Annotated in this window: 11 protein-coding genes; 6 read left to right on the top strand and 5 right to left on the bottom strand. The window is 57.0% G+C overall.

Annotated elements, in window-relative coordinates; translation table 11 throughout:
• The first annotated feature begins 606 nt into the window (after positions 1 to 606).
• Positions 607 to 3,390: an ExeM/NucH family extracellular endonuclease gene (locus tag ACIPF8_RS04730; protein WP_400417612.1), complete on the top strand. Its 2,784-nt coding sequence runs from the start codon at positions 607 to 609 to the stop codon at positions 3,388 to 3,390.
• A gap of 85 nt (positions 3,391 to 3,475) precedes the next feature.
• Here the strand turns inward: ACIPF8_RS04730 and ACIPF8_RS04725 are convergent, their stop codons facing one another.
• Both ACIPF8_RS04725 and ACIPF8_RS04720 read right to left on the bottom strand, forming a co-directional pair.
• Complete coding sequence (locus ACIPF8_RS04725) at positions 3,476 to 3,850, bottom strand: glutaredoxin domain-containing protein (protein ID WP_400417610.1); 375 nt, start codon at positions 3,848 to 3,850, stop codon at positions 3,476 to 3,478.
• A 277-nt stretch (positions 3,851 to 4,127) separates the two neighbouring features.
• Positions 4,128 to 4,958 (bottom strand): AraC family transcriptional regulator, encoded by an 831-nt coding sequence (locus tag ACIPF8_RS04720; protein ID WP_400417607.1) that lies wholly within the window; start codon positions 4,956 to 4,958, stop codon positions 4,128 to 4,130.
• Positions 4,959 to 5,112: 154 nt separating this feature from the next.
• Between ACIPF8_RS04720 and ACIPF8_RS04715 the strand changes: the two genes are divergently transcribed.
• Positions 5,113 to 6,021 carry a DMT family transporter gene (locus tag ACIPF8_RS04715; RefSeq protein WP_400417604.1) on the top strand — a complete coding sequence of 303 codons (909 nt, stop codon included), beginning with the start codon at positions 5,113 to 5,115 and terminating at the stop codon, positions 6,019 to 6,021.
• A 172-nt stretch (positions 6,022 to 6,193) separates the two neighbouring features.
• Here the strand turns inward: ACIPF8_RS04715 and ACIPF8_RS04710 are convergent, their stop codons facing one another.
• Positions 6,194 to 7,108, bottom strand: a complete 915-nt coding sequence (locus ACIPF8_RS04710; RefSeq protein WP_400417601.1) for a LysR family transcriptional regulator — start codon at positions 7,106 to 7,108, stop codon at positions 6,194 to 6,196.
• Positions 7,109 to 7,195: 87 nt separating this feature from the next.
• Here ACIPF8_RS04710 and ACIPF8_RS04705 point away from each other — a divergent pair, with 87 nt between their 5' ends.
• From ACIPF8_RS04705 to ACIPF8_RS04695, 3 genes are all read left to right on the top strand, one after another.
• Complete coding sequence (locus ACIPF8_RS04705) at positions 7,196 to 7,999, top strand: isocitrate lyase/phosphoenolpyruvate mutase family protein (RefSeq protein ID WP_400417598.1); 804 nt, start codon at positions 7,196 to 7,198, stop codon at positions 7,997 to 7,999.
• 146 nt (positions 8,000 to 8,145) lie between these two features.
• Positions 8,146 to 9,117: an alpha/beta hydrolase gene (locus ACIPF8_RS04700; protein ID WP_400417595.1), complete on the top strand. Its 972-nt coding sequence runs from the start codon at positions 8,146 to 8,148 to the stop codon at positions 9,115 to 9,117.
• An 84-nt stretch (positions 9,118 to 9,201) separates the two neighbouring features.
• Positions 9,202 to 9,399 (top strand): DUF1737 domain-containing protein, encoded by a 198-nt coding sequence (locus ACIPF8_RS04695; protein ID WP_400417592.1) that lies wholly within the window; start codon positions 9,202 to 9,204, stop codon positions 9,397 to 9,399.
• 698 nt (positions 9,400 to 10,097) lie between these two features.
• On the opposite strand, the gene ACIPF8_RS04690 is transcribed toward ACIPF8_RS04695, so the two are convergent.
• Positions 10,098 to 11,516, bottom strand: a complete 1,419-nt coding sequence (locus ACIPF8_RS04690; protein ID WP_400417590.1) for an aldehyde dehydrogenase family protein — start codon at positions 11,514 to 11,516, stop codon at positions 10,098 to 10,100.
• A gap of 112 nt (positions 11,517 to 11,628) precedes the next feature.
• On the opposite strand from ACIPF8_RS04690, the gene ACIPF8_RS04685 reads away from it, so the two are divergent.
• The gene (locus ACIPF8_RS04685; RefSeq protein WP_400417588.1) at positions 11,629 to 12,537 is read left to right on the top strand and encodes a LysR family transcriptional regulator; all 909 of its coding nucleotides are present in this window, start codon (positions 11,629 to 11,631) and stop codon (positions 12,535 to 12,537) included.
• 457 nt (positions 12,538 to 12,994) lie between these two features.
• Here the strand turns inward: ACIPF8_RS04685 and ACIPF8_RS04680 are convergent, their stop codons facing one another.
• A complete protein-coding gene (locus ACIPF8_RS04680) occupies positions 12,995 to 13,900 on the bottom strand; it encodes a LysR family transcriptional regulator (protein WP_400417586.1) in 906 nt (301 codons plus the stop codon).
• Between the last annotated feature and the right edge of the window lie 69 nt (positions 13,901 to 13,969).

The following is a 13,969-nucleotide window of genomic DNA, read 5'->3' as shown; positions in this document are numbered from 1 at the left end:
GCCACCTCTACTGCGCCGTGAAATTCATTCGCACTTACCTGGCCTAACATCCACAACGTGTACAGGCCTGCCAGCCCCAGGCAAACGCGATAGCGCAATTGTTTCAAGTCAGTTCTTTCCGCCGCGCGCGTCGGCAAGGTATGGCTTCCGTTTGCAGGGTGGCTGGTAGCTCCGATTTCAGAACCCGCGACTGCAGGGCATGACAAGGTAATCGGGAAATTGTTTCAATGCGATAACGCTGATTTCCTCTGCACGTTCCTGTTGCTTTGCGCGATGTCAGATGTTGATGGGTAAAAACACGGCTATTTGATTTGCGGATCGCCATCGCCATCATTTGTAATACCGCCGAAATAATTCCTCGTTACTCTACCGATGGTTATAAAAAATATAGCGATCTGCGAATTCACGCTATCGCCGCGTTAGGCGATCACAAGTCGCTGCGAACCTAGGTATTACTGACCACTGCGTTTTGAAATTCCACGCAAACGGCAAATGCTTGATGCGCTGACGAATTTGCCGACTGACCGCGCCAATTCGCAGCATAAATACGATTACCCCAGCGTCCTTCAGGATCAACACGACCGCTTCCTTCTAGCAGGAGTTTTCATGAACAAAAAACAATGGATGCAGCTACTTGCAGGCAGCCTTTTAAGCCTGTCTCTCGCCGCTTGTGGAGGGGGAGATGAACCTACCAATTCCCATCTCGGAACGCCAGGTGCCCCCGCAACGCCAACGGGTCCCGAAATAGCAGACACTCCCGAAACACCGCCGGTTGTGGTGACGCCGCCCACATGTGCAGCCGCTGTCCCAGCCGATGCGCCGCTGACAGCCATTTCATCCGTCCAAGGCACCGGCGACACGAGTCCTTTGGCGGCGCAAGCCGTGACCGTTCGTGGCGTGGTTGTGGGAGATTTTCAGAATATCGGCACGACGACAGTGAAGCTGAATGGTTTTTTCGTGCAGCAACTCACGCCCGACACCGACCCGCTGACCTCGGAAGGGGTTTTTATCTATGCACCCGGTAACGCCACCCGCGTAACCGTCGGCGATTTTGTTCAGGTCTCTGGTGTGGTCAACGAGTACGGCCAGACCGCGGGCGCCGCAGCCGCACCCGACAGCCTCACGCAGATTGCCGGTACCACCGCAACCCCCCTGTCCATCAGCATCTGTGGTTCTGGGATTGCGATCGCCCCGAAACAGATCAAGCTTCCGGTGGCTGACGCATCCACGCTGGAGCGCTATGAAGGCATGCTGGTTGAGATTTCGCAGCCGCTGGCCGTGACGGAGTCGTTCGAATTGGGTCGCTATGGCCAAATGGTGCTGGCCTTGAACGGACGGCAGTTCAATCCCACCAATGGCAATGCGACGGCGACCCATGCGCAGAACATGCTGTCGCGCATCGTGCTGGACGATGGCTCTTCACGCCAGAATCCGGCACCCATTCCTTATCTGAGCGCAGCTGGCACCGATGGCACCCGGCGGGTCGGCGATACGACGCAAAAAATCACCGGCATCCTGAGTCACAACTTCGGGGCCTATCGTATCCACCCAACGGTGGCTCCTGTGTTCACGCAGACCAATCCGCGCCAGGCAACCGCACCGCTTGTCGACGGCTCGATCAAAGTGGCCAGCCTCAACGTACTCAACTACTTCACCACTTTCCAGAATGGCGAAACCTCGTCGGGCCTGACCGGCCAGGGTTGCTCGCTTGGAAATGGTCCTGCATCGGCGGCAAACTGCCGCGGCGCAAACAATCGGATTGAGTTTCAGCGGCAACAGGCCAAGATTGTCGCGGCCATCGCGGGTCTGGATGCAGACGTGGTGGGATTGATGGAAATCCAGAACACCGATGTGGCAACCAACGATCTGCTGGCGGCCCTCAATGCCAAGGTTGGCGCGAATACCTACGCTGCCGTCAACAGCGGCGTGTTCGGCACGGATGCGATCAAGGTGGATATCCTGTACAAGCCGGCGAAGGTCAATCGTATCGGCAACGTGGTTCTTCCGACCGGCACGGATCTGACTGACTACACCGCAGCAAGCGGGCGGCCACCGCTGGCGCAGCGCTTCAGCGTAGTCGGTAACAATGGTGGTTTCTGGTTTGTGGTCAACCATCTGAAGAGCAAGGGTAGCTGCCCCACCAAGGGCGACGTCGATCTGGGGCAGGGCTGCTTCAACGTGGCGCGCACCAAGCAGGCGAATGCGCTGAACAGTTTTGTCGACAAGCTCAAGCTCATGGGCGAGTCCGACGTGCTGATGATGGGAGATTTCAATAGTTACTTGCAGGAAGACCCAACCAAGGTGCTGGAAGCTGCCGGTCACGAGAGTCTGCTCAAGCGCATGGCCGCCAATGATCGCTACACCTACGTCTTCGGCGGTGAAACCGGTGCGCTGGATCACGCCTATGCCTCGACCTCGCTGAAATCGCAGGTCAGCGGCGTGACCGTCTGGCACATTAATGCCGACGAGCCAACCGCGCTGGACTACAACACCGACTTCACGACCGACGACCGCTATGCGCCCACGCCATTCCGGGCCTCGGATCATGATCCGGTGCTGGTCGGCCTGACCCTGGCGGCCGATGCAGCCGTGACGCAACCGATCGTCACCGCGCCGATCCCCGCCAGCACAAAGGTCGGCGAGACCTACAGCGTGAACATTTCGACGGCCTTACCTGGTGGCACAACCACGCAGACTTCTCTCGCAGTCGATTGGGGGGATGGCAGCGCCGCGACGACAGTACTGGGCACCGGCACGGTGACGCATCTCTACACGGCCGCGGGCACCTTCAACGTGGTGGTCACGCTGACCAACTCCGCCGGCCAGATCGCAACCCAAACCGGCAGCGTCAATGTCGGCACGGTGGCGGTGGTGACGCCGCCCGGAGCACGAGAGCTGTTCTTCAGCGAGTACGTCGAAGGTACTGCCAACAACAAGGCGCTCGAAATCTACAACCCAACTGCTGCAGCGGTAGACCTGAGCCTGTACAGCGTCAAGCTGTACTCCAACGGTGCGAGCACGCCGACCAGCACCCTGGCGCTTAGCGGTTCCTTGTCGCCCGGCAGCGTGCTGGTGCTGGCGCACTCCGGCGCTACGGCGGACTTCAAGCCGGCCGGCACTATCATCAGCGGCGTCACCAACTTCAATGGCGACGATGCCCTGACGCTGGAGAAGTCGGGCGTGGTCATTGACAGGTTTGGTCAACTCGGCGTGGATCCTGGAGTCGAGTGGATCGGCAGTGGCGTCAGCTCGCTAAACCAGACCCTGCGCCGCAAGCCAAGCATCACCGCCGGAGATCCCGACGCAACCGCCGCTTTCGATCCATCAGTGCAATGGGACAGTTTTCCTGTGGACACCTTCTCCGGCCTCGGATCGCACGTGGTGAATTGATGGACTGTAATGCGCCGTAACGTTTGAATAGGATGCAATTCGTCGTGATGCGGCGAATTGCATCCGCTTGCATCATGGTGATATTTCAAGAATCGGCTTGAAGCATCCTGGATAACTCGCCGTTTGCAATCAGCAGTTGCAAATCATTGGCCCCACCGACCAACACTCCTTTGACAAATATCATCGGGAAGGTCGACCAGCCGCTCCACATCTTGAGCGCGGTACGGCGACGCCACTCTGAAAAATAACTACCGTATTCCAGATAGGTGTATGGGACCTTGGCCGCTGCAAGGGCCGCGCGCGCTTTTTTGGGGAAGGGATTTTGAGCCATGCCCACGACGACGACCGGATTGGAGGCAATGGCAGCTTTGACTTCAACAATGATGTCGGCATTGTCATTGGCTATCTTTGCTCGTATCGCTGAGTGGATGTGTGCCTCGTCCAGGATGCTGCGGTTCATCTCGTTTCCTTTGCGTTGAAAATGACCAGTATAGGGTGCTATTGCATTGTGCCCACAATCTGGTTCCAGTGCATGCAGGGGCGACCCGCAGTACATCGGGTCAGCCTAGTCCACAAACTGCAGGCAAGTCCTGTTCGGGTAGCTCGGTTCAGCTGGACGCGCTGCCTCCCCATGCGCAACAACTGGTACAGCACGTGCTGCCGCAGGCCCTCGCAGTCAGCAAGCTCCGCGCCGTTAATATCATCCCAAGTTTCGCTCAAAAGTCGGCTGCGCAAACCTATTCGGCTACGCCCCGCTGCGCCTGATAAGTACTCGGCGGCAGGCCGAATGTGCGGCGAAACGCGGCGGCGAATGCACTCGGGCTGTCATAGCCGTGATCCAGCGCGACGCTCAGAATCGATGCGCCGCGCGCGAGCGCGGGCAAACTGAGCAGCAGGCGCGCATGGCGTAACCAGACGCCAAATGTCATGCCGGTTTCGCGCTTGAACAGGCGCGTAAAAGTGCGCTCATTCATCCCCAGGCGGCGTGCATGGTCGGCGATTGTCGCTTCCATCGAGGGCTGCTCGAGCAAGCTCGTGCATAGTGCAGACAGGCCGGCATGGCGTGGAATCGGGACGTGCAGCGGCAGAGCCGGCGCGACTTCGATCTCGTCCAGGATCAAGTCCAGGATCCGTTGTTCATGAGCGGCGGCAAGGGCGCCAGGAAGCATGCTGGCGCCGCGGATGATCAGTTCGCGTAATAGCGTGGAAACGGCAACCACCCGGCATGACTGGGGCAGTGCTGGGCGTGCATCCGGCTCGACATAGACGGCACGGATTTTTACATTGCTGGCGGCGCTGACTTCATGTTCCGCCTTCGACGGTAGCCATACGGCGCGATCGGTTGGCACCACCCAGCTACCTTGCGCGGCGCGCACCACCAGCACCCCGGAAATCGCGTGCACCAGCTGTCCCCGTCTATGCGTATGGGCGGGAAATACGTGGCCGGCAGGCCGATCAATAGCCAGTATCGAAACGGCGCGCGGCTGTGTCGGCAATTGATCAGGCGGGAATGTGAGGCGGGTATCCATGTTGCGACGATTGTAGGCATCCGAATTCGCAACGGTCAAGAAGTTGTCGCGGGAGGGCGACGCGGCGGATCGATGGTCGGCTGCGACTTTATTGCGGTGTCGGTTTCAGAATGGCCAAAGTCCTTTGAGCGCGCGACACGCGGCATGTGATCTGCCAACATCTTTGCTATTCGAACCCGAAGATTGATGCCACATGTCCCCTTATTTCTACCCCTTTCTTGCTATCGTACTGTGGGCCGGAAACGTCATCGTTTCCAAATTGGCGGCCTCCGCCATATCGCCTACCGCCATTACTTTTTACAGGCTGGTGTTGGTGCTTCTGCTCATGAGCCCTTTCATGCTGCGTTCAATATGGAGAAACCGCGCCGTCATCCGCCAGCATGTCTGGAAACTCGCGCTGGGCGGCCTGATGTCCATGGTGCTGTTCCAAAGCCTGTCTTATCGCGCCGCCGAAAGCACCACGGCGACCAATATGGCGATCGTGACAGCCTTGATCCCGCTGCTTACCGCCATCCTCAGTACGATCGTCCTGGGTGAAGCGGTTACCGTAGGCATGACGGTCGGCGGCGTGCTCTCGTTCGGCGGTCTGCTATACGTGGTCGGTCATGGCGATGTCACGGCAGTGCTGCGCGAAGGCGTACATGTCGGCGATGCGCTGATGCTGCTGGCGGCCTTGTCGTTCTCGCTGTATGGCGTACTGTTGCGCCATTGGCGCATCAACGTTCCGGCCTGGCAATCGATATATGTTCAGTGCTGCGCTGCTCTGGTTTTCATGCTGCCAATGTTTCTCACGCTGCCGGCCGGGGCTGCAGTGCTGGACGCAAAAACCTTACCCTTGATAGCTTACGCAGGAATAGGCTCGTCCATCATTCTGTCGTTCTTCTGGATCGAAGGAGTCAAGCTGCTGGGGCCGAATCGTTGCAGCATCTTCATTAACCTGCTGCCGATCATGACCGCATTTTTTGCAATTCTCTGGCTCGGTGAAACCATGCATGCCTATCACCTCGTCGGCGGCGGCATTAGCTTGCTGGGAGTATTGATTGCGCAAACGGTGCAGTGTCCCATGTTCCGCGCGCAGATGCCGGCGTCGAATAATGCTTAATCATCCCACGTATGGACCACAATCCTAGTCACTATATTGAGTAGGATTGCGGTCTATACGTGGCTAGATGATTATCAGTTTTCGGCGCAAATCAACAGCCGATCTGAACCGTCTGCTTAGGGGGAAGTGAAAGACTCAGCGCGCTCATCTTGTTCTGAAATACGCGCTAGATTTACTGGTGACGGCTGGGTGTGGCGTCGGCATCACGCCAGCGCGCTGCCAAAAATTCAATAAAGGTCTTGGCTGCGAGTCCCATGCGGCGCTGAGGCCGCACGCAGTAGACCCCGGTTTCGCGGCCAGTCCATTGCGGCAGTATTTGAATCAGATCGCCAGCATGAATTGCCGCCGCCATGGTCACGACGGAGTGGAAGGCGATTCCCAGGCCGTCGATGCACAGTCGCCGGATCGCGTCGGCGTTATCCCCCTTGATGCGGCCGCGCGGTTCCAGCGTGCGCTCCTCTCCTTCACAAAACAGGCGCCAAAGCTTGCCGTCCTGGCTGGCGCTCGACACCAGGCATTGATGCTGGTACAGGTCCTCCAACGCTGTCGGTGTTCCGTGGCAATCGAGATATGCCGGCGCCGCCACCAGGATGCGACGGTTATCCAGCAGCTTATGCGCGATCAGCGATGAGTCCTTCAGGCGGCCGATACGCAGGGCCAGCATGACGCCTTCGGCGACCAGGTCAACATAGCCGTCGCTGAGGCGCAAATCCAACTGCACGTGGGGACAAGCCTCCAGAAAACCGGCCAGGTGGGGCACCACATGGCTGTGGCCAAAGGCAACTGGCGCGCTGACTACCAGCGTACCGCGCGGCAGGTCCTGCTCATCGCGCACCATCTCGTAGGCTCCCCTGACTTGCGCCAGCGCATTACTGCATTCGGCAAAATAGCGCTGGCCGGCGTCGGTCAGAGACATCGCGCGCGTGGTTCGATTCAGCAGCGTGGCGCCCAGATGCTGCTCTAGCGCCTTCACCAATCGACTGGCGGATGATGGCGTCATTGCCAGCGCTTCAGCGGCGCGGGCAAAGCTGTTGTGCTCAACCACGGTAACAAAGGTGTGCACCAGATGAAGTGACGGCTCGCTCATTACTGTTTTCCAGGAATTAATGTCAGTTATTTTTAGCTATTATCAATAAAAATACGCATGGTTACAATTGTGCCTTTGGGGGCATTCATGCAAACTTCTTATTCTGCAGCCGCATTTCGCGAACTTCACCACCAAGCCACGCCTTTACTCTTGCCAAATGCCTGGGACGCCGGCAGCGCGCGTTTGATCGAGAGCCTTGGCGCCGCCGCGATTGCCACTACCAGCGCCGGCGTGGCGTGGTCACTGGGTTACCGTGACGGCAACGCGTTACCCGTTGAGGAGTATGTCGCCCGTGCCGCATCCATTGCCCGAGTGATTTCGGTACCGCTCAGTGTCGATATCGAGGGTGGTTACGCGGATGATCCGGCCACGGTGGCCGAGACGGTGACGCGGCTCATCGACGCAGGTGCTGTAGGCATCAACATCGAGGATGGCGTCGGATCGCCGCATTTGCTATGCCGTAAAGTGGAGGCGGCACGGGCCGCTGGTGAGCGCTGCGGTGTTCCGCTGTATATCAATGTCCGAACCGACGTCTATGCGCGCGGCCTGGTACCGCAGGAACAAAGGGCGACAGAGGTGCTGGCACGAGCACAGGGATACCGCGCCGCAGGGGCCGATGGCCTGTTTGTGCTGGGTTTGGTCAATACCTCGGAAATGAGTGCCATCGCGCGCGATAGCGGCCTGCTGTTGAACGTGATCGTCTGGCCCGATCTGCCGCCGCTAGATGTCTTGGCAGAGTTCGGCGTGCGCCGTGTCAGCGTCGGTTCGTGGTTGCCGCAAACGCTGTGGGCGCACACCGAGCAACTGGTTCGAGGATTCCTGCGAGACAACGCCATCGCGCCAATGATGACGGACGCAACGCCATACTCGGAAGTCAACGCGGTGTTCTGAAACGGCGGAATTTTCAGGGGGCTGGACAGGGCATGCGGAATTCACGAATATGCGGAGTGGCGGATGAAGAAGCCGCACAATATTTCAGTACCAAGGGAATCGATGCCCGCTGAGATCGAAGTCAGAACGCCATAAGGCTTTTTATTTTGCTTAAAAAATATCAAACAGAAACCTACTGGAAAAAATACCAAAGATTCTTTCCTCTCCGTGCGCACGTCACCTCCGAAAATGCGCCGGATGAGGAGTGGTTTGAATGGCATGGTGCGTCAATTCACATAGACCGCTACCCATGTCGCGAAGCGCCACTCACGATCATCGTCGTGCATGGCGGTGGTGGCTACGGGCGGCTCTTTGCGCCAGTCGGGCTTCTGCTCCGCAAGGCAGGTTACGAAGTGGTTGCGCCTGATCTTCCCGGCTACGGCTTGAGCAAAAATGACTCATCGATGGTCAGATATGACGTATGGATTCGAATGCTGAGCGATCTTGTTGCCAGCGAATACAAGCGAAATGGACGTCGCATTGTTCTGTGTGGCGGTAGCCTTGGCGGCTATCTTGCCTATTTAAGCGCGGCACAGTTGGGCTCTGAATTGATCGCAGGGATCATTGCAACCACATTAATTGACCCCCGATTGCGACTCGCTAAAGAGCAGTTAGCCAAGAACAGCCTGGTATTACATGGAATGATGCCTTTGATGCCATTGTTTGCGAAGTTAGCAGGTAATCTCAAGCTCCCTATCAAGTGGTTCACAAAAATGGGAGCAATGTCCAACGATTCGGAGCTGTCCCAGCTAGTTGCCGAAGATCCGTTCGGTGGCGGGGTGCGGGTTCCCGTGAGCTTCATGCAATCTATTTTCTCCGTCAGGCCGGCGATGGAACCGGAAAATTTCGATATTTGTCCAGTGCTGCTAGCGCACCCGGCGGCAGATCGTTGGAGCAGCATAGAATCTAGCCGCCCCTTTTTTGACCGTATCAAGGGTGACAAGACATTAGTTTTACTTGAGAAGTGCGGCCACTTCCCGGTTGAGGAGCCTGGTATTTCACAGCTAGAACATGCGGCAATAGCGTTCCTGGCCAAAATTGCGGACAACTCCGGCGCCCGCCAAACAACGACAATTTGAAAGTAGCTGCGGGTGTTTGCTGAATAACTCCCAGCCAGGCGACCCGAATAATCCGATTCATTAAACATCTGAGGATACCGAAATATGAATTTACCGCCTGGAGGGCTTCCCATTTACAGGGTACTGACGGGACCCGACGACGCCACATTCTGCCATCGTGTAAGCGACGCTTTGCAAATGGGCTACGTGCTCTACGGTTCCCCTGCGACCACTTTCAATGGCGAGCATGTGATCGTCGCGCAAGCCATAATCTGGCCCGCAAGCGTTAGCTTGACCAAATAAACAGCAAGGGCCAAAGGCCGTTGTTGGGAAACGGTCCGTTATCGGTCCGTTAAGCGGTCCGTTATAGGGCTGCGAAATCTGTCTGTCGCGATCGGCTCAAAACGGCCATCTCCCGCCGCTGCCGCGATTCCTCTCGCGCTCGAATTTACGTCCGACACGTTTCATTCGATTGGCCCCGAAACTTACGATAGAGACGGGTGAAGCGTCCCCGGATGCCAGGTCCGTTTCAACGAGGCGCGTGCAGATCGGATCCATACTGTTTCAACTGAGCTGGCGCTGCACGGCGATTACATTCGATGTAATTGCCATGCAGCGCAGCCGCTTCTACTCTTTGGCTGTTGCGCCACCAATCCGGCGGCGCTCCCCGTCAAGGAGACATCATGTCCAGCTATCCCGTTCACACGAACAGCTGCATTTTGAACAGATTGCGTATTCGCATCAATGCTGCCACCAGAATTTGATGCTCAGGTCGCGACGGGCCGCAGTACACCAGGAACTGGCCATTAGAAACGCAAAGAATTTTGACGCTGACCGTCGGCAACACGCTCTAAGTAGTCACTAGTCACCTTGCCGTCCAGAGTACCAAAAGCAGCATTTCGGGAACACGTGTGAGGTGGTGAATCTGGCTGTCAGCACAGTCAATGGCTGCGGATGTTTCCTGATTGATACTCATAGGATGCCATGCAATTAGTGACACGCTACACCCCAATGAGCGTCTTTGGCTCCAAATACGATTCCAGACCAAGCACGCCGTACTCGCGGCCGACCCCCGACTGTTTAAAACCACCGAACGGCGCCAAAGGATCGTGCTGTAGCGTGTTGATCATCACTCGCCCGGCCTGCAGCCTCACCGCCACGGCCTTAGCCCGCGCCAGGTCCGACGACATCACGTAGGCGTACAGACCGAATGCCGTATCGTTAGCCATGTCGATCGCTTCATCGTCGCCACTATATGTCAGGATGGACAGAACGGGGCCGAAGATTTCCTCCTTTGCGATAGTCATCTTGTTGCTCACATCGGCAAATACCGTCGGCTTGACGAAATAGCCCTGCTCCAGCCCCGCGGGATGCCCCAAGCCACCCGTGATGAGTGTAGCGCCCTCGGCGAGGCCGAGTCTGATGTAGTTCTGTATGCGTTGGTACTGATTGTGATTAGCCAATGGGCCAATGACGGTAGTTGGGTCGGCCGGGTCACCCACCTTCATCTGTGCCACCGCCCCTTTCACTGCCTCGATGACTTCCGCCAAGCGCGACTTAGGCACCAGCAAGCGGCTCCCCGAGATGCATGCTTGCCCGTTATTCATGAACGCCGCATTGAGCGCGAGAGGAACGGCATTCGTCAAGTCTGCATCGTCCAGGAGGATGGTCGGGGATTTTCCGCCCAAGGCCAAGTGGACACGCTTCATGGATTCGGTCGCTGCACGCTGGATGATCTTGCCCACCGCCGTAGAGCCGGTGAAAGAAATCTTGGCAACATCCGGGTGCGTGCTCAATTCTGCACCCACGAGGTCGCCGCGTCCGGCGACGATATTGACGACGCCCGCCGGCAACCCTGCCGCATGGATCGCTTCCGTCACGATCCTGTTCTGTATCGGGCTTAGTTCGCTCGGTTTGATCACGGTCGTGCAACCGGCAGCGATGGCCATCGCCAATTTGCTGCAGATCGAACCAGCAGTGCTATTCCACGGAGTGATGAGGGCAGCAATACCAATAGGTTCCATCACTACAGTTGAGGTGCCCATGATGCGTGTGAAGTCATAGGCTTCGAGCGTCGATGCGGCGTCAAGAAACGATTGTGCCGCGAAGTGGGAGATCCATGTAGCCCGTGAAACAGGCGCGCCATATTCTTCAATCGTTGCATCGCGCAGCGCATCGCTGCATGCCAGGACGGCAGCATGCAGCCGCTTCAGCATGTTAATGCGATCGACGACTGTTGTTTGCGCAAACGCCGGGAGCGCCTTCTTGGCCGCTGCGATAGCGCGCCGCGTATCGTCGGCATCGGCAAGGGTGGCGCGCGCGAGAACCGTTTCGGTTGTCGGGTTAATGATTTCAACTGTCTCAGTGCCGTGCGGCATGACGAAGGCACCGCCGATATAGATCTGATGGATGGTTTGCATGATCGCTCCTAAGTTTGCCCGGACTATCCGAAGCCATGCATGCAGTGTACGTTTGCTTAATTGATCTGATAAGATAGATAAAAATTGATGTTTTATTTCGAAAATCAGGATAATGCAGAAATCCGGTTTAGTCGGCCTAGAGGCCGCACTCGCTGTCGCCCGATGCCGCAGCTTTCGGCGTGCAGCGAATGAACTAGGTATCTCGACGACGGCGCTGAGCAACGCTGTCGCGGGACTGGAGACGCGGCTCGGTGTTCGCCTGTTTCATCGGACCACGCGCAGTGTCTCGCTGACCGAGGCTGGCGAACACTTCGTTGCCCGAATCACGCCGGCCTTGTCTGAGATTCGCGGCGCCATGGAGGAAACCACCCTTCACCGCCTATCACCCATTGGCACACTTCGCATCAATGCTTCGCTGGGCGCTGTCCGCATGGTGTTTGCGCCGATCGTACTGGCGTACCTGAGCCGCTACCCCGATATGAAGGTGGAGATCGTGACCGAGGGGCGGATGGTCGATATCGTGGCCGAAGGGTTTGATGCCGGGATTCGCCTTAGCGACATGGTGCCGCAAGACATGGTCCGCATACCGATCGGCGGTGATTTCCAGATGGCTGTGGTGGGATCGCCTGCGCACTTTTCTCGGTTTCCAATCCCGGCTTCGCCCGCCGATCTTGCCGGTCACCCCTGTGTCCGGGCCCGGTTTCCCAGCGGTGCGCCGTCGCGCTGGGAGTTCTCCCATCATGGCGAACCGTTGAATATCGAGGTAACCGGGCCGCTTACGCTCGATGATCCGGGTCTTATGCGCGAAGCCGCCTTGGCCGGTACCGGCCTAGCCTATCTGGCCGAGTGGTATGTGCGTGACGATCTGGCGTCAGAACGATTGGTGCGCGTGTTGCAGGATTGGACGCCCAGCTATCGTGGTCTGGCGCTTTACTATCCTCCTGGCAGGCAGCTGCCTGCTGGACTGCGCGCTTTCGTTGACCTCATTCATGAACTTCGCGAACGGCATTCACTTTTGTAAAAACCGCCTTGCAACGTATTTGTCGAGCACGAGGTGAGGCATGTTTCTCCGGATGACGGTGTCAGGTCTTGCAATGACATATTACTCAAGCCCTAGAGAAAAATGTGTCACTGCAAGAACTGACACCGACTCTCGTGACCCCGACTCTCGGCCGCATAGATTCGCTGCTGGCCTCCGCGTCATTTGCTACTTGAGGGCGTCCGGATAGGAGAATCACAGTCTGGTTTGATGAGAATACTCAGTTAAATCCACTGGTTTTAACGCAATGCGGAAACCGGCAACTTTCGCCGTTATTAGGAGCCTTCGAAGGAAATTGGTTACAACGGCACGCCGCAAAAAAAGCGTTGTTTTACATCACACCGTTGCCGGTACTTTCCCCGCGCAGCTTACGGGGTACGGCAAACAGCTGTAATTTGAATAGACGATGAATGCGGGGAAAATTGGCGGCGATTCAGTTTTAAGTTGACAATGCTGACGCCGCTTTCAACATTTCATAGAGGTTCTGCGCACCTGGCGAGAACACGCGGCCGGACCGGCGAATAATGCCTAATGTACGCGTGATAGCTGGCTCCTTGAGCGGGATGGCGCGCAGTACGCTTGAGCGATCCGACGGCATCGCGAGTTGCGGCACCACGGCAATGCCGAGCCCGGCCTTCACCATCTCAAGCAACGTTGAAACATGGCGCACTTCAATGAACGAAGCGGGCTGCTTTTCCGACGGTGCCATCGCCATATCCAGCATCATCCGGTTACCGCTCGATTTGGCTACCGTCATGTAGGGATACTTACCGATATCCTGCCAATTGACAGCACGCCGGCGCGCCAACGGGTGGTCGGATAGGCAGGCCAACACAAAACTCTCTTCCATGATCGGTTCGAAGTCGACGCCCTGTTCCCGTGCGCCGAGAAAATTGATGCCGAAATCGGAATCTCCGCGAGCAACGTTGTTCAGTACTTCATGCGCACCCTCGTCCACGATGCGGATCCGAATCATAGGAAATTGCGCATTGAAGCGTTGCAGGATCGGCGCTAGAAAATTGTGTGCTATCGAAGGTACGCAGGCCACCGTTATCTGCCCAAAATGCGTATGGGAAATGTCGCTAATGCTGTGCAAAGACGTTTCTACGCCATTGAGGATCTCAACTGCCTTGGCAAAAAATTCACGCCCTACCAGAGTTAGCGCCACACGGCGGGTAGTGCGTTCAAACAGTTTGACGTTGAGTGCGTCTTCCAGCTTGCCGATGCGGCGCGACAACGCCGGCTGCGAGATGTTCAGCGCCAACGCCGCCGCCCGGAAACCGCCCTGTTCCACAACCGCAACCATGGCTTGCAGGTCGCTTAAATCAAAACGCAATTGATACATTTTTATTGATACCTTTAACACATTAAAAGTAAAGATTTATGCATTTTACTTTATCAATAAGGTTCGTGA

The organism is Collimonas sp. NPDC087041 (assembly GCF_044745265.1).
Lineage (GTDB): Bacteria > Pseudomonadota > Gammaproteobacteria > Burkholderiales > Burkholderiaceae_D > Collimonas.
Note: the sequence above shows the minus strand (reverse complement) of the source record. Positions and strands in the feature narration are given on the sequence as shown.